We start from the raw sequence: 21503 nt of genomic DNA, 5'->3' as shown, positions 1-21503 counted from the left end.
GTGTGGTAGAGACAGGAGAGGGGGGTGCTCCCCCCTCGCACCTAACGGTGCTCAAGCTCGCTACGCTCGCACTCCCCGTCAGCCCCTCCCCGCGTGGCGATATCCCCTCGAAATCCGTGCGATGGGCCTAAACAAGCAAAGGACGTGTGAGGGAACCACTGAAAAATGTGACTGGCGAGGAATGGGGATTTGAGCACCTACCTGTGCAGGTTTCTAAGGCTCAAGGAGCCACACCAGTCGTAGCCGGTCCCCTTACCACCCCTCCTCAATCTCCCCGTTCTTCGCCCGGAACCGCCGCACCGTCCCCGCCGCCCGGGCCGCGAGCCCCTCCGCGTCGATCTCCTCCTCGATACCGGCGATCGTCTCCGCGGGTGCCGCCGTCGAGGGGTAGCGGGGAGCGACGGTGCACCCGACGCTCCCGGGATGCGCCTCGAACGTCCCGATGGCACGGGCGCGCTCGACGACCTCCTCCTTGTCGAACCCGATCAGCGGCCGGAGCACCGGGACGGAGGCCGCCGGGGCGATCACCGTCATGTTCGCGAGCGTCTGCGAAGCCACCTGCCCCAGGTTGTCGCCGTTGACGAGCGCATAGGCACCGCGCTCTCCCGCAATGAGGCTTGCGACCCGGAGCATGAACCGCTTGCAGAGGATGCACCGGTAGCGCGGCTCCTTCAACGCCGTGATCGTCTCAAAGAACGGCTCCATATCCACGACGAGGAGTTCGAGCGAGTGCCCCGGAACCCAGCGGGAGAGCCGGGCATGGTTCTGCAGAACGTTCTTCTCCGAATCCGCTCCGCCGAATCGCCCGCCGTGCATGTTGACGTGCACCATCAGACATCCCCGGCGCATCATCAGCCACGACGCAACCGGCGAGTCGATCCCCTCCGAGAGCAGCCCCATCACCTCTCCCTGTGTCCCGTAGGGGAGCCCGCCCGGCCCGCCGATCTTCTCGTCGTAGACGAGGCCGCCGAACTCCCGGGCTTCCACGAAGACCTCGTAATCGGGCGCCGTCAGGTCCACCGTAGCCTCCGGGATCCGGTCGAGAACGGCCGAGCCGACCGCAGCCGCAAGTTTCTGGCTGTTGAACCCCTCGACGCCCGACCGGCGAGCCCTGACCGCAAACGACATCCCCGCTCGGAGGCGCCGCTCTGCGTGCTCGACAGCCGCGGCCGCGATCCCGTCGATATCGGCGGTGGTCACCGTGCAGACGCTGACGCCCACCACCCCGAAAGTCCTCGCGGCCACCGCGGCGATGCGCCGGGGCTCGTCACCGAAGATCAGAACCCGTCCCCGCGGTGTCTCGATGCGGTGGGAGAGCCCTTCCGCATCCAGCGCGAGACCGATGTTCCCGGTCATTATCGAGATGAACCGCCGTTTCACCGGCTCGCTCTTGAGGAAGATCTCGCCGTACCTGATCATCACCGCTTCCATGAATCCGCACCTCCCTCCCGGTAGCCTCCCGGGGCAATCGCAACATCCTCAAAGCCGAGTTCCTTCACCGCACCGAGCAGCTCCTCCAGCCTCCGGCGGTGTGCCGGGTCGGCCTCGATGGAGGCCCGGTGGCCGCCAGTGCACCGGACCCGTATCGTTCCCGGGATCTCCTGTGCGAGGAAGGCTTCGGCGGCCGCAACGAGCGCGAGACACTCCCGGGTGACCGGCTCGCCGGTAGGGATGCGGGTCGCGAGGCATGCGGACGGCGGGCGAACGGGTACTCCCAGTTCCCCCGCGAGAGCCTCGATATCCTCCTTCCCCATGCCGCACTCGGCGAACGGGCTCCTGATCCCGAGCTCCCGGAGCGCCCGCATTCCCGGACGGGTCTCCGCCCGGTCGTCGGCGTGGGTCCCGTCGACCACCGTCCGGCACCCCCGCTGCTCTGCCTCCCGGGCGACCGCCTCCATCATCGCCCGCTTGCAGACGTAGCACCGGTCCGGCCGGTTCTCCCGGACTGCGGGGATCTCGAGCATATCGAGCGGTATCACGACGTGCGGGACGCCCAGGCGCTCCGAGAGTTTCTGTGCCGCCGCGAGTTCCCCCGGGGGAGTAAGGCCGGTATCGACGCTGATACCGATCGCCCGGATCCCGTGAAGCCGTGCGAAGGCCAGCAGGACCGAACTGTCCGTTCCCCCGGAGAGCGCGACCGCAATGGGTTCGTAGGATTTCAGGAGTGTATCAAGCCCGCAAACTCTCGCCATCTGCTCTTCATATGCTCGCTCGTCCTAGATGAATGTTCGCGAATCGCGCCAATTTAAGCCTTCTCTAGAAAGAGCAAATGATTTTTAACAGAGGCACTCTGAATGTGTACTGATATGGCGAAGAAAGCGAGTGCCAAACAGGCAGAACCCATGAAACTCTTCTATATTTTTTACAATCAGGAGCGCTGGGACAACTGGATCAAGACACTGGAGGATGCGAACTTCGAGCCCGCCGAAGGCGAAGAGGTCTCCGAAGGCGAACAGATGCTCTACAGTTTCACCGAGGATATCACCCTCTCCGTCTTGAAGATCATTCGCCTCTACCAGAACGGCCGGTTCACGAAAGAAGAGGCCATAGAAAAACTCGACGACGTGGAACTGATCGTCATGACCGGGCTTCCCGATGGAGACCTCGAGGATATCGTCGGGTCGCTCCAGCTCTCCCTGCTGGTGCTCTTTACCGCCTGCCGGAAGTATCTCGAAGGCGAATTCGATAAGGACATCAAGGCGCTCGTGAAGAAGGGCCGGGGTATCGACGAGGAGAATCTCGAGGAGGCGCTCGAGGTTGCGGCAAACATCGGGGCCGCCGTGGTCGACGGCGCCACCTGCTGCGCGAAGTACATCAAGGACGACGCGGAGAACCCCGGTCTCTTCGATGAGTGGCTCATCGAGATCGAGACCATGAGCAACGCCATGAAGTCGCTCGCGAAGTTCGACGAGGAGCCCGGCGAGGCCTCGTGATTGCGAATAAAGCCCGGTTCCGGGCGGCACGGAAGCTGGAGCGGGCTGCAGGGTTCCGGCTCCCGGAACACGTCTTCTCGGGCGCGTTCCTCGAGTCGCTCGGGAAGGCGATCAACTTCGAGAACCTCGACCGCCGGATGCACGAGCAGCTCCTGGCTTTTTTCCGCGACTTCATGGACTGCAAGTGCAAGAACGCACCCTTCTGCGGGTGCCCGGAAAGGAAGTTCACCCTCACCATCATCGAGTTCCGGGAGATGGGGCTCGATCACCGCCAGATCAGCACCCACCTCCTCGACGAATACGGAATCGATCTCTACCCCGCCGATATCCTGAGTTTCCTCGAAGACTCAGTCCACATGCTCGAGGCGATACGGGACGTCGCCGAACTGCAGGCGCGGGAGAGACTGGGGGAGAACGCCATCGAGCACATCAAGAAGATCGAGCACTAGAGCCTGTTCTCGTCTCTCCGTAATACCGGTGCTCAAGCCCGGGGATTTCGCATCATGGGGGCGACGTTGCACCCCGCCATCTCCCCGAAGCAGAAGAGGAACCGCTCCCGGATACTTGTCGGCAGTCTCGCCTCGGGGATGGGTTCGAACCCGAGTTTCCCGTAGAACTCGATCAGGGGGAGGGTTGAGTGGATGTAGATCGTCTCGGAGCCGCATTCCTCAAGGAGCTTCTGCACGGCCTCCTTTGCATACCCGCCGCCACGATACTCGTCCAGAGTGAAGACACAGTCCATCTCGAGGCCGCCCGAATGACGGGTACAGCGGGCCGTCGCGGCAAGGACGCCGTCGATAAAGACGCCGAAGATCCTCTCCTGCGCCGGGTCTGCCTTCTGACCGCGGTAGTGCGTCCAGACCTTCTCTGCAAGCGGAAACTCTTCATGCTCCAGTTCGCGGACTTCTTTCTTCATCGTCTTCCTCGAGTGTAGACACACATTGCAGCACCTGGTATTTCAACCGGACGGGCAGGGCATCCCCGGCGTTCGGGTGAAGAGGATAGATGAACCGGTGTGCATATCGTCGGGTTCAGAGCACCCCGGGCCAGGGGATGCCGAGTTTTTGGGTTAATTCCTTCAATTCGTCGTGGATGCCCCGGTCGATCTTGAGGAGGACCAGGAGATAGACCAGCCCGCCGAGCGCGACCGCCCCGAGGACGACAACGACGTTCGAGAGCGGGATGAGGTACGAGTAGGCCATGACGACAACATCCATCACGAGCGCGGCAAGGACGATGTTGCCCACGGCCCGGGGCTCTATCCGGACACGGATGCTCCGGGAGAGGGCGCGACGGGCGAGCGCCGCGTTCAGCACCATGGTGACGAGCGTGGCCGCCGACGCCCCGACGATGCCGTATGCCGGGATGAGAAGGACGTCCAGGCCGATGTTGACGGCAACTGCGATTGCCGTTACCCGGAACGAGTCCTTCGGCCGGTCGAGGGCGTTTAAGCACATCGTCTGGAGGAACATAAAGACGTGGGCCACCTGGACGATCAGGAGCAGCGTGAGAGCCGATGCCCCCGCTGAGAACGACGCCCCGTAAAAGAAGTAGAGGAGCCGTTCACCGAGGAGCCAGCCCCCGGCGAGGACAGGGACGGCGAGCAGGAGCGAGTAGGTGAAGGCACGGGCGAGCGCGTTCTCCACCGAAGAGAGGGCGTTCTTCTTCCCCAGATAACTGACCTTCGGGTAGAGGGTGGTGCGGAGTGCTACGGTGATGAACGTCGCAACTGAGGTGAGCTGGAGCGCCACGCGGTAGATGCCGACATCGGCATCGGTCAGGAAGTGACCGATCAGGATGGTGTCGGCGTACGAGAAGACGAGGTAGCCGCCTGCACCGAGGAACGTCCAGAACGAAAAGGCAAAGAGGCTGGAGATGTGGGAGCGGCCAAACGACGCGAGCGAGAGATCCAGGAAACGGAAGGCGAAAAGCCCTCCTGCAAGGAGTCCGGCGACGAACCCGCCGGCAAGGCCTGCAACACTGTAGCCGAGGACGACCGCGACAACCTGGACGGCTACCCTGATAACGTTGTTGAGCAAGCTGCTGATCTGGTTGACGCCGACCTTCCCTGTGCCGTAGACCGCATTTGAGGTGATGGTCGTGAAGACGCTGACGACCAGTGCTAAGACCAGCCAGGGGAAGACTCCCGATGAGGTGAGGTCGGTGAGGTACGGCTGTGCAATAAAGAGAAAGCCCACCGAGACGGCCACCAGCATCACCCGGAGGAAGATAAATGCGGTGAAGAATGCGTTCTGGTCCTCGCCCTCGCTGATCCGCTTTACGGCAGCGCCCCCGAACCCCCCGTCCCCGATCAGGTTGAAAACGCTGAAATAAGCGACAAAGAGAAAGTATGCACCCAGTATCGACGGACCGACGGTATGGGCGAAGAACATCGTGGAGAGGAACCCGACCGCGGTGAGACCCAGTGTCGAGCCGAGGCTGATGACACTCTGGCGCTGGATGGGGTCAATGCGCATGACACGGGCAAGATACCTGGAGGGGCGGAACACAAGCAGTGGTTTCGCCGTGAAGAACCATATTGGTTTTGAACTGAAGCAGGGAATCGGCCACGATCCGGGGGGGTGGATGTCACTGTCCCGCGAAGGGCGTCACGATAACGTCATACCGGAGCGATGCCAATGTATATTATTACTCTCGCGCAGGAGAGCGCGTATACTATCGGCGGTGAGATCTTGGATGTAGGGGTAATCGGTGTCGGAATGATGGGCAGGAACCATGCCCGCGTATACTCGGAATTGAAGGCGGTGGGCTCGCTCCACCTGTTCGACCTCAACAGGAAGGCAGCCGCCGAACTTGCCGGAGCCTTCGGGGCAACGGCCTCCCCGACCGTTGAGAGCCTGCTCGAACGCGTGGATGCGGTGAGCGTCTGTGTCCCGACGCCCTATCACTTCGGGGTTGCGGAGACGGTGCTCGACGCCGGGGTGCCGCTGCTCATCGAGAAGCCCATCTGCGCGACGGCGGAAGAGACGAGAAGGCTCATCGGGAAGATCCCCGGCGGCCTCGTTGTCGGTGTCGGGCACATCGAGCGGTTCAACCCGATCGTCCCCGAGATCAAAAAGATCATCCGGGACCCCCTTTACATCGAGATGAAACGGCATAATCCGGCCTCTTCGCGGGTGAGCGGCTCCTCGGTCGTCGAGGACCTGATGATCCACGATGTGGACATCATGCGAAACGTCCTTCTCCCGGACGGGGCCTACCGACTCTCGGGCAGCGGGAACCCCGATGTCTGCAGCGCTCTCTTCTCCTTTGGGGGAACGCCGGTCTACCTCTCCGCAAGCAGGAAGTCCTCGAAGAAGATCCGGATGATCTATATCGAGGAGGAGGAGTTCACCGTCGAGGGGGACTTCATGGCTCAGGAGATCTACATTCACCGCAAACCCGGGCAGTATGCGGTCGAGGACGAGCGCTACGTGCAGGAGAACATCATCGAGAAGGTGCTCGTGAACAAGCAGGAGCCGCTGAAACTCGAACTCTCGACATTCCTCGACTGCGCCGCCCGGGGACGGGAGTTCCCGGTCAGTCCTGCACAGGCGCTGCTGAATATGGAGATCTGCGAGGATGTCGCGCGATGTTTTGCGGCGTAGGATGGTTTTTGCAATGAGCAGCAGGTTACAGTCGATCATCGACAGAAGAGGCCCGATCAGGAAGATCGGTGTGGTCGGGATGGGCTACGTCGGCATCCCCGCCGCGGCGCTCTTTGCGGACGCACCCGGGTTCGAGTCCGTCAGGGGGTTCCAGCGGGATTCGCCGTCCTCCGGCTACAAGGTCGCGATGCTCAACCGGGGAGAGTCCCCGCTCAAGGGCGAGGAGCCCGGGCTTGAGGAGTTGCTCGGGAAGGTCGTCGGTGCGGGGAAGTTCCGGTGCACCTCGGATTTCTCCGAGATCGCGGAGTGCGACGCGGTGACCCTCGCCATCCAGACACCGTTTAAAGATCCGAAGGACCTGATCCCCGACTTCTCGGCCCTGATCGAGGGGCTGGGGCAGGTGGGAAGGCACCTCTCGGAGGGCACGCTCGTGGTGCTCGAGTCGACGGTCACTCCCGGCACGACCACCGGAATGGCCCGGGAGATCCTTGAGGAAGAGTCGGGGCTCGTCGCCGGCGAGGAGTTCTGCCTCGCCCATGCCCCCGAGCGGGTGATGGTCGGGCGGCTGCTTCGGAACATCCGGGAGCACGACCGGATCGTGGGCGGGATTGACGACGTCTCCACGGCGCGGGCGGTCGAACTCTACCGGCCGGTGCTCACGACCGGAAAGATCATCCCGATGACCGCGACCGCGGCCGAGGTGACGAAGACCGCCGAGAACGCCTTCCGCGACCTCCAGATCGCCGCCGCAAACCAGCTTGCCCTCCACTGCGAGGCGATGGGCGTCAACGTCTACGACGTCCGGGCGGGGATCGACTCCCTCAAGGGCGAGGGGATCACCCGGGCAATCCTCTGGCCGGGCGCCGGTGTCGGCGGCCACTGCCTCACGAAGGACTCCTGGCACCTCGAGCGCGGCGCACAGGTTCTCGGGCATGGCGACCTCTGGTACCCGCACGGGGCCGAGTCGATCTTCGGCATCGCACGAAAGATCAACGAGTTCATGCCCCGGCACATGGTCCACCTGACCCTCGAGGGGCTGAAACGGACGGATATGTCCCCAAAGGACGCGAAGGTCGCGCTCCTCGGGTGGGCGTTCATCCAGAACTCGGACGACACCAGGAACACGCCGGCTGAGCCCTACCTCGCGGCGATGGAGGAGGCGGGCGCCGTGGTCAGGGTCCATGACCCGTTCGTGAACGACTACCCGGGGATAGAGGTCTCGCACGACCTCGAGGGGACCCTCGCGGGAGCAGACGTCGTCACCATTTTCACCGGCCACCACCATTACCTCTCCCTCGACCCCGCCCGGGTAAAGGAACTCTCGGGCCGGGAGCACCCGGTGATCGTCGACGGCAGGAACGCCGTCGACCCGGACGCGTTCATCCGGGCGGGCTTCGTTTACAAAGGCATCGGCCGGGGCGACAGAAACAGCCATCCGATCCAGGAATAACCATGAAAATCGCATCGATTATCGGCGCCCGACCCCAGTTCATCAAGTGCGCTCCCGTCTCCCGGGAGCTCAGGAAAGAGCACGAGGAGATCCTCGTCCACACCGGACAGCACTACGATCACGGCATGTCGGAGGTCTTCTTCGAGGAACTCGCGATCCCGAAGCCCGACTACAACCTCGGCATCGGCTCCGGGAGCCACGGTCACCAGACCGGGGCGATGCTCGGGGCGATCGAGGATGTTCTTGAAAAGGAGAAGCCCGACGTCGTTCTGGTCTACGGCGACACGAACTCGACCCTCGCAGGCGCGCTTGCGGCGGCGAAACTCCATGTGCCGGTGGCGCACGTTGAGGCGGGGCTCCGGAGCTTCGACCGGCGGATGCCCGAGGAGGTGAACCGGGTGCTTACCGATCACGCATCGGACCTCCTCTTCTGCCCGACGGAGACGGCTGTCAGGAACCTCGCGGCCGAGGGAATCTCGGAGGGCGTCTTCCTCGTCGGGGACGTGATGTGCGACGCGATGAACTACAACCGCGCGGTCGCTGAAGAACGCTCCCGGATCCTTGAGGAGGTCGGGGTCAGGCCGGGGGAGTACTTCGTCGTCACCGTCCACCGGCCGTCGAACACCGACAGTCGGGAGAATATGTGTGCCATCCTCAGTGCTCTCGGGGAGGCCGAAAGACCGGTTGTCTTCCCGGTCCACCCCCGGACGCGGAAGCACCTCAGCGAACACGGCCTCCTTGCGGAGATGCCGGAGAACGTCCGGGTCGTCGAGCCGCTCGGCTATCTCGACATGCTCCACCTGATGGCGCACACAGAAAAGATCCTCACCGACTCCGGCGGCGTCCAGAAGGAGGCCTACATGCTCGGCGTGCCCTGCATCACCCTCCGGGAGAACACTGAGTGGGTCGAAACGGTCGAGGCCGGGTGGAATGTGCTCGTGGGGGCGGAGCGGGGGAGGATTGCAGATGCTATTCGACATTTTTCACCCGGATCGAGGCAGAACGAAATATTTGGGAACGGAAACGCCAGTATCCTGATCGGGAAGATCCTCGCCCGGTTCAAGTCTGCCCGATCGGGATAACGGTGCCCGGCATGTGCCGGGACGCGGAGTGAACGTTGAGGCTGGTAAACTCACGTTCGAAATTTCGACCATTGTGTAAGATTTGATCCTTCTCCGGCGCATTCACTATTTTTGCAGTTGTCTGGAGTTCTCCTCCGATCCGGTATGCTCCTTAGCTACCCGGCGCCGGCCCTTCACGATAAAATATAAGTATTCCGAAAGACAGTTGGTGTCGCTCAACCCCCTCATTTGTGCTCGGTGATATCGGGGATGGTCCCGGGCAGGGAGGCGCAAGCGAACTCCGGATTATGCGTATCTGCATGCTCACCACGACCCACCTGCCCCACGACGGGCGGATATTCGAGAAAGAAGCGAAGAGCCTGGCAAAGGAGCATGACGTCACGATCATCGCTCCTTCGGAGAATGGGAGCATCGATGAGAACGGAGGCGTGCAAATTGTCACCGTCCGGAAACCCTCTTCAAACCTCCTCCACCCCCTGACCCTCTGGCGGACGTTTCGGGCGTGCCTGACCCAGGAGTGCGACGTCATCCACTGCCATGAGCCTGATGCTCTCCTCATCGGACTCCTTACGAAGTTCTTCAAAGGGAAACGGGTTGTTTATGATATCCACGAGCACTGGCCGAGCGAGATACCGTTCGATCTCGGCCTCCCGAACGCGACGGTCCTCACAAGGGTCCTTGAGCCCATGCTTTCCTGGGGAGAGGTCCTGCTTGCAAGATTCGCCGATGCAATGATTGCCGTCAGCGAGAGCGTTGCGGAGCGGTTCGGTCGGAATGGGACACTTCCTGTGATCGTATCCAACTATTCGGTCGCCGGCTCGGTGCCGCCGGCGCCGCGGGCGAAGAACAACTTCAACGTGGTCTACATGGCCGGGAACATGCAGTTGTTCCACGGCATTCGTGAATGCATCCAGGCGATCTCTAAGGTGGCGGCAACGATTCCCGATGTCTCCCTGACGCTCGTCGGGAACGTCCGCGAGGATATTGGTGCGATCGCGGCGAAAACGGACCCGAGACCGGCGATCACGTTGACTGGCTACCTTCCTTACCGGGAGATGTACGAGACCCTGCGCGAAGGCAGCATCGGCCTCCTCGTCTTCCAGCCCGACTACTACAACGCATACATCGGCCTCCCGAACAAGCTCTTCGACTACATGCTCTGCGGTCTTCCTGTCGTTGCAAGTGACTTTCCGGAGATCCGGAAGGTGGTCGGCGAGACCGGGTGCGGGGTGCTGGTCGACCCGACAAACCCGGATGCGATCGCGGAGGCGATCGTCTACCTGCTGGAGCACCCGGACGAGGCGCGGAGGATGGGGGAGAATGGACTGAGGGCGGTTCTTGAACGGTATAACTGGGGGGAGATGGAAAAGAGGCTGCTCGGTGTATACAGGCAGGTTGAGGAGGCGGGAAGGGGCGATCGGAGCCGTGGCCGCAGAGCGCGATAATTCCGGCCCCGTTGGATACTCCACCTCCCCCCCATACGGGTTATCCCGGCCGTCGTTACGAATTTCCGGCGCTGTCGAGGCAGTATCGCTTGAAACGGATGCGGCCTGCAGCAGGGTTGTATGAGCCCGTTTAGCAAAGTCCGGGGGAACTCAAGTGAAGGAGCAAAAGAAAATATTCCTGATATCCCCTTCTCCATCCACGTTCACACAACGCGATCTGGAGGCACTCAGGCGGGAATACCCGGTCCGGGAAGCCGTTATCAGCAACTACCAGGGGAAAATCGGCCTGACGCGTTCACTCCTGATAGCGCTTGAGATATTCCGGGGAGTCCTCTGGGCCGATCTCACCTACTCCTGGTTCGCCCACAATCATTCGTATCTCGCCGTGATGCTGGCAAACCTCCTTGGGAAGAGAACCATCGTCGTCATCGGCGGGTACGAGGTCGCGAGGGAGCCGGAGATCGGCTACGGCGCCCTGCTGGACCAGAAACTTGCAAAGAGGGTGAACTACATCGTCCAGAACGCCGATCACATCCTCGCGGTATCGGAGTTCAACAGGCGGGAGATACTGGAACTGAGTGATCGCCGCCACGTTGCGGTCGTCTATAACGGGATCGACTGCGCGCAGTTTTCCCCGGGAGAGGAGAAACGCGACCTCGTCATCACTGTATGCCAGATCAACCGGAGCAACATCACGCTCAAGGGCCTTGATACGTTCCTTGAGACTGCAGGACGCCTCCCGGACCTCCGGTTCGCCATCATCGGCCGTGATCTCGACGGGAGCATCGAGAGCCTGAGACGGGATGCCCCGCCGAACGTCGAGGTTATCCCGTCCCCTTCTCAGGCCGAACTCCTGCAGTGGTACCGCCGGGCAAAGGTCTACTGCCAGCTCTCCTATCGGGAATCGTTCGGCGTGGCGCTTGCCGAAGCGATGTCCTGCGAGTGCGTCCCCGTGGTGACGGACAGGGGGGCCCTCCCGGAGGTGGTGGGTGACACAGGATTCGTGGTGCCGTACGGGGATGTGGAAGCGACGGCGGCGGCGATAGTAAAGGCGCTGCAGTCCGATAGGGGTAGGGCGGCAAGAGCCAGGATTGAGAGGGAGTTCTCCCTTGAGGGGAGGATGCAAAAAATCCGGAGCATTATCGAGGAAAGATCCGTATAATCCTGGGTTTCGATGAGGTCTGGTGGAGCGGTTCTCCACGGTGGGGAGGGCGGTTACTCGACCGTATGGGGATCCGGTTCCTGCTCCCGGTGTTTCAGGGCGCCTTCCTGACGAGCGTATCGACCGACGCCCGTACGTTATTGTTCCCGCTCAGGACATCGTAGACGAATCGTGCGATGGGCAGATCGATATCATGGGTGTCTGCCAGTTCAATTATCCCTTTGACCGATCTGGACCCCTCAAACGTCACACCGGACTCTAAATAGGGTGTTTTTACGATCTTCTTGCCGACCATCAGCCCCAGTGTCCGGTTGCGGCTTTTGTCCACGTTGGCAGTCAGGTTGAAATCTCCAAAACAGCAGAATTTCGTGAATATATCCTTATCATGAGAAATCGCCTTTAAAAAGGTGCACATCTCCTTGTAGCACATGTTCAAAAAGGTGTAGTGCTCGTTATGGTTGCTGTAAACCGAATCCCACATCCCTGTTCCGATGGCGTATACGTTCTTCAGCACGCCGCACAACTCGACCGCTCTGAGGTCATCCGAAAAATCCAGGATGAATTCACCGAAGAGATCCGACATCGTTGCTCTCAGTGACGGGTCGTCGCCGGCACCTATCGTAGCACCGGCGATATGGCCGTAGGCTATCTCATCTGCGAAGGTCGGTCCTGAGAAACAGGCCATATCCGGGTTGCCCGTTTCGTCGCGAATAATTTCGCTCATCGTTTTGAGCGATGGATACTCCAGTCCTTTGGAGACGGTAACAAGAATCTGATCTGAAAGATCGTCACCGGCGGCTTTAACGACAGAGCGAACTTCGCTGGAGGGCACGGCGATGACTACGGCCGCACAGCCCGCGACATCCAATCTATCGCCCATCAGTCTCGCACGGATATTGGGGTTCAAGCGCAGGCCCGGGAAATAGTTCGCATTACGGTTGTCGGTGTTAATCGAATCGACAATCTCCTTTTTCCTGCCAAATATGAACACTTCTCCGGCCCTCCTGGAGATGCTCTGTGCGACGGCGGTGCCCATGCTTCCGGCACCGATGACCCCGACTTTCGATATCATCAAAATCGCCCCCGTGCGCCGCAGGCTACACCTGCAATGCTTTCGGCATACTTTAAATCGTGGATATCGTCGATTTCCGTCCATTTTAGCCCATTTGTGAACGAGTATGCAAGGTTCCCGCCCTCTGACAGGGACAGGTATATGAAATCGTAGTAGTTATTCGGATTATCCGAAACCAGGTTTTTCAGCAGCCTTTTTGCCTCCAAAAGATCCCCCCCGCCGATCGTTGAGATGCCGATGAACTCCCCGGTCGCTCTTTCTATCGGGATGGTTTTTCCCATCTCTTCGATCCGACCGTTTGCTATCCTCACTTTAAACGACTCTTCCGTGAGCGGCTTTGTATTGTCGACCGAGATTGCAGTCCGGTTTATCTTTAATAGATCATCCAGGATGGCACGATCGTACAGCACGTCGCCGTTAAAGATGACAACGTCGTCATGTATGTCAGATAGCCCGATCTGGAGAGAGCAGGCTGTATTCGTCGAGAGGTATGCGTCATTACGGACCAAATCGAATCGGGCATCATACTTCCTCCCCAGTGCCGCGCATGCTTCCCGTACCATCTCCGCCCGGTATCCGACGACGATAGTGATCGTGTCCACACCGAACGATACCAGATCCGAGACCGTTCGCTCCAGCAGAGTCCGACCGTCGATAGGAAGCAGGCATTTCGGGCCGATCTTCTCGAGATCGATGTCTCTGCCCAGTCTTTGCCCGCGACCTGCTGCTAGGATTACCCCGATCAAGGTGAAACACCGACCCGGTTTGTCGAGGGTTACACACCGTCCGGTTATAAGAAGATTTGGCTGTTGACTGCGTGTCTCAACCTCTCAAGCAGTCGAGGTCTCCCGGAACTGTCTGCAGACCGTAGGCGGACCTCGTGCAGAACGGTTATGTGGGATTTCTGCCGTGCGAGCTATCGTGGTCCGGGATGGGCACGGCTTTTACCCGGCAGCAATGTGGGGAGATGCATAACCTCCGGGGGGTGCGAGCAACGACGCGTGCCCCAGGGGGGCAGGCGGAGTTCGAGAAAATTGCTGCGCAATTTTCGAACAGTGACGGCCAAAAGGCCGGAGTTTGAGAGGGCCGGAGGTCGTCGGACCGCGAACATAGTGAGCGTGAGCACCGGGGGTGTGAGCGGTGTCTCCCTGCCGGAGGGGTTCGGAACGGCTTCAACCTGATTGGATTAATGCTGCCCGATCAATCTGCAGACTCTTTCAGATGCGAGATTGTCGATGTATTTGAACAATAACCCCCGGAGCCTGATCCTCTCCGATTCCCATCTGTCCGGATCGGCGAGGGTATTCGTAAGGGCCCCTATCAACTCATCGACATTAGTAGAGGTCTCCCCCGGCGCCCAGTCGCGAAACGGTTCGAGAATAAATCCTCTCTGCTTCTGGTACTCCTCGATATCGGGCACGTGGAAGACGATCGGTCGGTTCAGGTGAAGGAAGTCGAAGTATACCGACGAGTAATCGGTAACCAGAATATCGACGGCGTTCAGGAAGTCGTAGATGGTATTACCGGCTTTCCGCAGGTCATCGTTTAAGAGTATGTAGATGTGCTCTCCGTTGTATGCCTGAAACGCATTTTCGTCGTGCGAGTGCGGTTTGCAGATGAACAGCAGGTTCTCGTCCCCCACGAACCGGCAAAACTTCTCGCTTGCGAGGATCTCTTCGAGAATGTTACAGCTCGCATCGGCATCGTATTCCCGGAAGGTAGGAAGATACAGGAGAATCCTCTTTCCAGCAATATCGTTCCGACCAAGGATACGGCATAGTACGTTTATCCCGGAATCTCTGGGTCTGTAAAGAGCGTCGCAGCGGGGCTGCCCGAGGACCAGAATCTTACCGGGATCGATCAGGAAAGCGGAAGAGAAGATCAGCCGCTCGAATTCCGAGGTTGTGATAAGGTAGTCCACGGAGTTCGCAAACCTCCGCAGCCTCTGTGCCGCGGAGAGCCGTGCAACGGCGTTTGGATGGTCCATATCGGCAAAGTGTCCAATTGTCTTTAGCGGAAGGCCGTGCCATAACTCGAGGCTGACCTGATTTCTGGACTTCCAGGCGGGCGTGCCGTGGGTGCTGACGATGTATTTTGCCGTCAGCGCATGGTGGATGTATTCGCGCGACCGGCGGATGACATGGTTTGCACGAACGGGTGAATAAACGCACCAAGTAAGCCTGTAGGTTTTATCGAGGCCGGATTCGAGCATCCTGTCGTAGACGTATTTTGCATTATCGGAGAAGTCGGGTGCCGAAAAAAACAGGATTTTATGATCGTTTTTCGGCACGAACCGAGATAGGGTTGAGAAAGCAAGTGTAGCAATATCGTAGACCAGCAATCGGATGTCGTTGACGAGACTGTGAGGGACCATTGGATCGAGGGGTATACTCACGTGCTCATTGTTTAAGTAAACGGTTGGAAGGGACAGGGCGAGCTAGCGGTTCCGGATGCGATCGCGGAGGCGATTGGGTGCTCGCTGGAGCCGTCGAATGGGTCCTGGATAAGGTGGGGAGGACGGTAGGGGACTGCTGTTGAGGAATAGTATATCCGGGGGGACCCTGAGCAGACCCTAGGAAGATCGAAAGAGCATCTTTGCATCCTTAACTGGAAATATGTATCTTGATTGTTAATACCTAAGCCAAAGAGACGCTTTGCTACGGTTTTATGTCACTGCAAGTATGGTCGTATTCTGCGGTGCTTATGTGAGCGCTCTTTATCGGGACAGCAAAGTCTGCAATTAATGTAGTATTGTTATACCAAATGTTAAGAATACGTTTCCCGATCGTAAACAGGAAATCGTCAAAAAGGACAATCCCTAGGTCATAAGCGTTGTAATCACTAATTCACTTGGTACAGTCCACCATGATTTAGGAAGTATAAGGACATCTTTTATTTCTGAAATAAGATCATAACTCGATAGCTTTTCCTATAATAGTAATTTTAGCTCCGATATTTTATCACCCTTGCAGGGTTTCCGACTGCAATTGCATGCTCTGGGATATCTTTTGTGACAACGCTTCCTGCACCAATAACTGCCCCCTTTCCAATATGGACACCCTTTAGGATTGTCACATGAGCTCCAATCCAGGCGTCGTCACCGATATGGATGGGCTTCTTATTGTGCGGTTGCGCTTGTATGAGCACGTCTTTCTTTAAACCGTGATCCCTTCCCCACACCACAGTTTGAGGACCTATTTGTACATGTTTACCAATAGTTATTTCACCTAGCAAATGGCAATTGGCATTCATATAGAAATGGTCACCAATTGTAATGATTGGATCCCCAGTAAGTCTGCAATATGGTTCAATTACTGCGGTACCCAAAAAGTTCACCCCTGAGAATGTGCAGTTATTATTAATTATTACCCCTTCTCGCCTCAGTAAAATTCGCTTTAAACCCATGACTATATGCATCTTAATGCTTTTAGACATATTTCCACCATACGTTTGATAGCAAAGATTGTGTCTTTTAAAAATGGCCAAAGGTCCCAGGGATCGAAGAACGCAATAAAGGTCTTATCTGATTTAAAGAGATTATAATATGCAGTACGATAGTATCCTTTTCGTTTTATCAAGTTAACGATCTCATGTTTTAAGTAGACAAAGTGTATTTTTCGTGTTCTTTCCTGAATTTGCTTTTCAACATTTTCTCCTATAGCATCCAAATACTGCGAATACTGTATGTTCACACCTGAAAGATTGCCCACACGGTGCCACATCATTGAACGAAGGTTAATTTCCATTAACTTATATTTTCCATCTCGGGGATCAAATTTGAACTCAGGTTCGGCAATTCCAATGAGATCCATACCGTTTAGCAGTGTTCGACCTTGATGAAGAACTTCTTCAGGTGCTTCATTTGATGCACTTGCAAAAACCCCGAAATCGTCGGGGTACTGAGATAATTTCTTCCCGGTCCACTCATTTAGAATCTTTCCGTCTTTGCTTCTGTATCCTACATATGCATAAATATTTGAGCCATCGCCTGGGATAATTTCAGACGCTAAAAACGTAATTCCTTTGGCTAGATATTTTTCAATGTATACGGAGTACGCTTCCAAATCGAGCTTAGTTTGTAGCTGTAGGTTTCTAAAAACATCCGTTGATATGTCGTCACGCTTCCTAGGCTTTATAATTACCGGGTATTTTAGTGTAGACATTTTGTCTAAATCTTCGATAGAATTTATGCACATAGTTTTTGGGTAAGGGACATTAAGTTGTTCGCAATGTTCATACTGGGTATACTTATCTAAGCATTGTAGCAAGTTATTGTAATTAAATGGCATGAAACAATATGAAGAAATGTCTGCATATACCTGATGTAAATATTCTAAATGTAAATCATTGGTGGGAAATATCACAATGTAATCGTAGTCTTCATGCAATTTTTGTATTTCATCACGTAACGCATCAGGTGAGTTTTCAATTAACACGAATTTTTTAATTTTATTGCTATATGATGCGACACTTCGCGTTGTATCAAGGAGAATAATTTCTATAACATGTTTTTCGTATAATTCTTGGATGATAGAATAACTGTTGATATATCCTCCCAGAACTAAAACACATTTATCTTTTTTCATGTCGGCATCCCTGTAGTTAACTATTAAACAAGCGTCATTCTTTTTTCAGGACATTTCGTGTGATTTCCGCCCCGCTCGTCATCCAAGCCCCCTTTTCCCTGCAGTATCGCAACACCTTCTCGTACAGCTTCAGCCGCTCCCCCTCCATGTAGGCATTGTGCCAGAGGACGGTGATGACCCCGTGGCAGCGCTCGGTTGCATCGATTAGGTGGCGGATGACCACCCAAGCCTTCTTGGCGTCAAGCCGCATATATCCATCAAGCGTGCAGTCCATGACCGTGAGGGGGATCTCCAGGATATCGATCTCGCGGCCGGTCTGAAGGTCATAGGGCTTAAAGGGATGGCACATTCCATTCCTGAACCCGGTGCAGTCTGCATACCCGAAGGTTGTGTCGTAGCGGAACCCGGCGCGGCTGAGGATCTCCCAGGTCTCCGGAACCCGGAACCGGAGGAAATGATTCCGGTAACCAACGACCGGCCGGCCGAGAACAGCCTCAAGCCGTTGCTTCTCGGTTTCGAGGGCCCGTGCGTCGCAGTAGGCCCGGTGGCCCCCGTGGAGGCCGACCTCCCACCCGGCGTCGGTGATCATCCCAAGTTCTCCCTCGAGGCTCCTGATGTCATAGGCGTAGTCCTGATCCCCAGGGGCGAGGGCGAGGAAGTAGAAGCTCGATTGAGCATCATACTTCTCCTCGAGCGCCATGATCTCATGGAAGTTGAACCAGGGAAGTTTCCTTGACCGAAGTTGCCAGATGTTCGTGAGCGATTTTGTGATATCACCGGCTTTCAGGGACCGCAACGCATCATACCCCTTAAAGAAAGCAGACTTGTGGATTGTATCGATGTCGTGGGTGAGGCAGACGGCGAACGGCTGACTGTCGGGATACTCGGGGTGGTAGCCTTGCTCGATGAGATACTGAGACACCCAGGGCTCAAAGGCCTCCCGGTGGTTGCTCATATAGTGAGGGAATCGGTCGTAGCCGTCCCTGAATGCTGCCTCGTACTCCTCCGCGCAGGTAAAGAGGTCCCATAACTCTGGATCCTGCTGGAGGATATCGTAGACCTGCATGATTGCCCTAAATGATTTTTGATACTGTTGATATAAGTTCGTGTCCTTTTTATTTCTCCTTCTGATTCTCCAATACACAAAAATACAGCAATCTACACATCTGCAATAGCCATCCGGGTACAACTGACGGCAGCCAATACCCTGTAGAGCCTCTGGGCGGAAGGCCCCTTCATGAGGCCAACGGCCGTCGACCCCGACGCCCGACCAGAAGATTGCCCAGGTGATCCCCTCGCCCTTGAGGGAATTGATCTCCGCCGGACGTCATCTTAACACAGATTTTGTAGATTGACGTTGATTTCCATTGTTCCAAAGCAGGAGGTAAACTGGTTTGCGAGTTTACCACAAAGTGCTACAATCTGCTGGGAAACGAGGATTATGATTCAGGACAAGCCTTAACGGAGTATCAATGAGCAAGGGATCCCATCACGTCATACAATACACCTTCTGCTACGCTCCAGTTATACTTCATTTTAGTAATCCGCCTTCCGTTCTCTGCCATTGCTGTCGCAGCTTGTGGATTCTCCATCAGATACTGAACCGCAGTTACAATAGAATCGACATCAGAGGGGTTGACCGTCAGGCCGCACTCAGCCGATTCAACAACACTACTAATGCCTGGCAGATCGCTTGCTATGACCGGTTTTCCACAGGACATATACTCAAGGAGTTTTACGGGAACAGCTGTATCCCATACTGGACTCGGATGAAGGAGGCTGAAACATATCTTCGAAGATTTTATAGCCGAGATCACATCCGGCTGTGGTCGCCATCCAATAATGTGTACGTTGCTGCACCCTCGTTCCTGGATATATTTTTTTATCGTCTCTTCGTTCTGCAGGTTAACATAATGGCCAATGCATGCAAGGCTACAATTCGTCCGTTCGGCTGCCTCAATCATCTGGAAGATCCCGCGTTCATTCGAGATCCCACCGACATACACGAGGTCCCAGCCATGATCACTTGCCGGAATAGAATCAAAGATGTCGAGTTGAGGATAATTTGCTACAATTGAGACATTTTTATGTCCAAAATGTCGATACTTTCCCGCAAGATCTTCATCTACTGTGATAACGGCATCCACAAACGGGATAAGAAGACGTTCAAAGATGTCCGTCGCCGTTCTTATAAATCCCTTAATCGGCTGTGGAAACAGAGGATCAGACGCAAGGAGACTGCCATAATGCTCATGGGAGTCATACACCACCTGTTTACCTTGCAGGGCTTTGAGTAAAACAGAGACCAGAAGCGAACTCGGTTCATGGCAATGTACGACAGAACAGTCTATTCTGAGTCCAGCAACAAACACCCGCCAGACTGTTACAAAGTGGAGCAGCTTGCTACTTGCTCTTTTTACAGTTACAACAGAAACATCATCAACGGTCTTTGACCATCCGGACTCGTCTGGTGCAATAAGAGTAACAGGGAATTGCTTGACCAGACTGCGAGCTTCTTTAAAAAATATCCTTTGATCGTTGTATTGGTGAACAGTGGTGAGTAGACAGACCTTCATATTGCCTCAGCATCGTTCAATTATTGGACCTGATTGGATTGCACTTTCGCACCAGAAGGGAATTCGTTCAGTTATATTCAGGTAAGATATCTTATACATTAATATCTGAAATACCTTGGGTTTATCTATCAGTATGTCTCAAAGCCTTCTTACCGGGCAGGTTACCAAATGTTCCGGATGAACGGGCCTGTGAGGGGGGAGATATCTGCACCTAAACCGCACTCTGGCAACGCATAAATGAATAAACGAAAAAGTTTGAGGTATGCCCGCCACCCTCATCCTCGACTTCGACGGCGTCGTCGTCGAATCCCTCCCCTTAAAGACTGCTGCATTCAGAAAGATCTTCTCTTTCGCCCCCGGGCACCTCGACGAGATCATCGCCTTTCACCTCGAGAACGGCGGGATGTCCCGGTACGACAAGTTTCGCCACATCTACGCAAACATCATCCATGAGCCCCTCACCCCCGAACAGGAGGAGCGGCTTGCGGGCGAGTATGTCGCGCTGATCTTTGACGCCATGCTCACCGTGCCGTACGTCGAGGGCGCAGAGGAGCTCCTCAGAGACTGCTCCCGGCTACTCCCGCTCTACATCGTCTCCGCAACCCCGGAGGGTGAGATGCACGAGATCGCCCGCCGCCGGGACCTTACCAGGTACTTCGTCCGGATCTACGGATCGCCGAAGACGAAGGTCGAGTGCATCAGGGAGATCCTCGACGAAACCGGCGCCGCGCCCGAAGAGGCCCTCTTCGTCGGCGATGCCCCGAATGACTGGCAGGCGGCATACGAGACTGGCGTCCGGTTCGTCGCGAGGATCCCGCCCGGCGACCCGAACCGCTTTGCCGGTCGGCCGGGGGTGGAGGGGATCGTGGAGAACCTTCATGAACTCCGGGAGTACCTACGAGAGAACGTATGCTCATCCCGATCTCATACCCCCTGAACCGGAGGACCCCCCTCTACCCCGGAACGGAACCGCTCACGATCACCCGCATGAAGTCCTTTGAAGGGGACGATGGGGAGGAGAAGAGCCTGCTCTCCTTTTCCAGCCACGCCGGGACGCACATCGATCTCCCCCGGCACTTCTGCCCGGGCGGGGGTTCGGTTCAGGGCCTCCTTGCGCCGGAGGCGGTTTTTGAGCCCGCGCGGTGCATCGCGGTCCCGAAGACGGGGGCGGAACCGATCCGGATCTACGACCTCCTCCCCCACCTCGACGCGATCCGGAACTCACGTGCGCTCTTCATCAGGACCGGGAGCGGCCGGCTCCGGGAGAGCGACCCGGATGCCTACGCACAGAGGCACCCCTGGGTGCACCACGAGGTCCCGGGCTTCCTCCGCATGGAGAATCCGGCCCTCAGGCTCTTCGGGATCGATACCATCTCCATCGCCATCCCCGCAGAGCCGGAGGAGGGCATGGAGGCCCACCGTGCGTTTCTCTGCGGGTCCCCGCATATCTTCCTGCTCGAGGACGTGGACCTCTCCTACGGCCGGCTGCTCGAGGAGCCCTGGACCCTGCGGATCTACCCGGTGGTCTTCGACGACCTGGAGGGGGTGCCGGTGGTGGCGCTCGCGGAGTTCGGGTGAGGCCGGGGATC

At 57.1% G+C, this 21503-nt stretch carries 20 protein-coding genes; 9 read left to right on the top strand and 11 right to left on the bottom strand.

The window, feature by feature from the left end; translation table 11 throughout:
* Positions 1-252: 252 nt before the first annotated feature.
* Together thiI and larE are read right to left on the bottom strand one after the other, a co-directional pair.
* Positions 253-1431 carry a tRNA uracil 4-sulfurtransferase ThiI gene (gene thiI / locus DIC75_RS07195; RefSeq protein ID WP_250987354.1) on the bottom strand — a complete coding sequence of 393 codons (1179 nt, stop codon included), beginning with the start codon at positions 1429-1431 and terminating at the stop codon, positions 253-255.
* On the bottom strand, positions 1419-2192 hold the full coding sequence (gene larE, locus DIC75_RS07190) for an ATP-dependent sacrificial sulfur transferase LarE (RefSeq protein WP_250987353.1): 774 nt from the start codon (positions 2190-2192) through the stop codon (positions 1419-1421). The genes thiI and larE overlap by 13 nt, the downstream gene beginning before the upstream one ends.
* A gap of 114 nt (positions 2193-2306) precedes the next feature.
* On the opposite strand from larE, the gene DIC75_RS07185 reads away from it, so the two are divergent.
* Entirely contained in the window at positions 2307-2933 is a 627-nt protein-coding gene (locus DIC75_RS07185) for a DUF2150 family protein (RefSeq protein WP_250987352.1), read from the top strand.
* Positions 2930-3382, top strand: coding sequence for a DUF5814 domain-containing protein (locus DIC75_RS07180; protein ID WP_250987351.1), 453 nt, complete (start codon positions 2930-2932; stop codon positions 3380-3382). Before DIC75_RS07185 ends, DIC75_RS07180 begins: the two co-directional genes overlap by 4 nt.
* 32 nt (positions 3383-3414) lie before the next feature.
* Here DIC75_RS07180 and DIC75_RS07175 read toward each other — a convergent pair whose 3' ends face one another.
* Both DIC75_RS07175 and DIC75_RS07170 read right to left on the bottom strand, forming a co-directional pair.
* Positions 3415-3849: a GNAT family N-acetyltransferase gene (locus DIC75_RS07175; protein WP_250987350.1), complete on the bottom strand. Its 435-nt coding sequence runs from the start codon at positions 3847-3849 to the stop codon at positions 3415-3417.
* A 115-nt stretch (positions 3850-3964) separates the two neighbouring features.
* Entirely contained in the window at positions 3965-5410 is a 1446-nt protein-coding gene (locus DIC75_RS07170; protein WP_250987349.1) for a flippase, read from the bottom strand.
* A gap of 162 nt (positions 5411-5572) precedes the next feature.
* On the opposite strand from DIC75_RS07170, the gene DIC75_RS07165 reads away from it, so the two are divergent.
* The 5 genes from DIC75_RS07165 (at position 5573) to DIC75_RS07145 (ending at position 11680) form a co-directional block, all read left to right on the top strand.
* Positions 5573-6541 (top strand): Gfo/Idh/MocA family protein, encoded by a 969-nt coding sequence (locus tag DIC75_RS07165; protein ID WP_284738417.1) that lies wholly within the window; start codon positions 5573-5575, stop codon positions 6539-6541.
* Between the two features lie 13 nt (positions 6542-6554).
* A complete protein-coding gene (locus DIC75_RS07160) occupies positions 6555-7991 on the top strand; it encodes a nucleotide sugar dehydrogenase (RefSeq protein ID WP_250987348.1) in 1437 nt (478 codons plus the stop codon).
* A gap of 2 nt (positions 7992-7993) precedes the next feature.
* The gene (gene wecB, locus DIC75_RS07155; RefSeq protein ID WP_250987347.1) at positions 7994-9073 is read left to right on the top strand and encodes a non-hydrolyzing UDP-N-acetylglucosamine 2-epimerase; all 1080 of its coding nucleotides are present in this window, start codon (positions 7994-7996) and stop codon (positions 9071-9073) included.
* 299 nt (positions 9074-9372) lie between these two features.
* Positions 9373-10518 (top strand): glycosyltransferase family 4 protein, encoded by a 1146-nt coding sequence (locus DIC75_RS07150; protein WP_250987346.1) that lies wholly within the window; start codon positions 9373-9375, stop codon positions 10516-10518.
* 154 nt (positions 10519-10672) lie between these two features.
* Complete coding sequence (locus tag DIC75_RS07145) at positions 10673-11680, top strand: glycosyltransferase family 4 protein (protein ID WP_250987345.1); 1008 nt, start codon at positions 10673-10675, stop codon at positions 11678-11680.
* Between the two features lie 94 nt (positions 11681-11774).
* Here DIC75_RS07145 and DIC75_RS07140 read toward each other — a convergent pair whose 3' ends face one another.
* From DIC75_RS07140 to DIC75_RS07110, 7 genes are all read right to left on the bottom strand, one after another.
* Positions 11775-12752 (bottom strand): NAD(P)H-dependent glycerol-3-phosphate dehydrogenase, encoded by a 978-nt coding sequence (locus DIC75_RS07140; RefSeq protein WP_250987344.1) that lies wholly within the window; start codon positions 12750-12752, stop codon positions 11775-11777.
* Entirely contained in the window at positions 12752-13498 is a 747-nt protein-coding gene (locus DIC75_RS07135; RefSeq protein WP_250987343.1) for a phosphocholine cytidylyltransferase family protein, read from the bottom strand. Before DIC75_RS07135 ends, DIC75_RS07140 begins: the two co-directional genes overlap by 1 nt.
* Positions 13499-13938: 440 nt before the next feature.
* Positions 13939-15126 (bottom strand): CDP-glycerol glycerophosphotransferase family protein, encoded by a 1188-nt coding sequence (locus DIC75_RS07130; RefSeq protein WP_284738416.1) that lies wholly within the window; start codon positions 15124-15126, stop codon positions 13939-13941.
* Between the two features lie 569 nt (positions 15127-15695).
* A complete protein-coding gene (locus DIC75_RS07125) occupies positions 15696-16187 on the bottom strand; it encodes an acyltransferase (protein WP_250987341.1) in 492 nt (163 codons plus the stop codon).
* Positions 16160-17338 (bottom strand): carboxylate--amine ligase, encoded by a 1179-nt coding sequence (locus tag DIC75_RS07120; protein ID WP_250987340.1) that lies wholly within the window; start codon positions 17336-17338, stop codon positions 16160-16162. Before DIC75_RS07120 ends, DIC75_RS07125 begins: the two co-directional genes overlap by 28 nt.
* A gap of 34 nt (positions 17339-17372) precedes the next feature.
* Complete coding sequence (locus tag DIC75_RS07115) at positions 17373-18404, bottom strand: polysaccharide deacetylase family protein (RefSeq protein WP_250987339.1); 1032 nt, start codon at positions 18402-18404, stop codon at positions 17373-17375.
* A 403-nt stretch (positions 18405-18807) separates the two neighbouring features.
* Entirely contained in the window at positions 18808-19914 is a 1107-nt protein-coding gene (locus tag DIC75_RS07110; protein WP_250987338.1) for a glycosyltransferase family 4 protein, read from the bottom strand.
* A 262-nt stretch (positions 19915-20176) separates the two neighbouring features.
* Between DIC75_RS07110 and DIC75_RS07105 the strand changes: the two genes are divergently transcribed.
* Both DIC75_RS07105 and DIC75_RS07100 read left to right on the top strand, forming a co-directional pair.
* On the top strand, positions 20177-20851 hold the full coding sequence (locus DIC75_RS07105; RefSeq protein WP_250987337.1) for an HAD family hydrolase: 675 nt from the start codon (positions 20177-20179) through the stop codon (positions 20849-20851).
* Positions 20824-21492, top strand: a complete 669-nt coding sequence (locus DIC75_RS07100; protein WP_250987336.1) for a cyclase family protein — start codon at positions 20824-20826, stop codon at positions 21490-21492. The genes DIC75_RS07105 and DIC75_RS07100 overlap by 28 nt, the downstream gene beginning before the upstream one ends.
* The last annotated feature ends 11 nt before the right edge of the window (positions 21493-21503 follow it).

Origin of the sequence: Methanoculleus oceani (assembly GCF_023702065.1) — an archaeon.
GTDB lineage: Archaea > Halobacteriota > Methanomicrobia > Methanomicrobiales > Methanoculleaceae > Methanoculleus > Methanoculleus oceani.
This window is presented reverse-complemented; position numbering and strand designations above follow the sequence as displayed.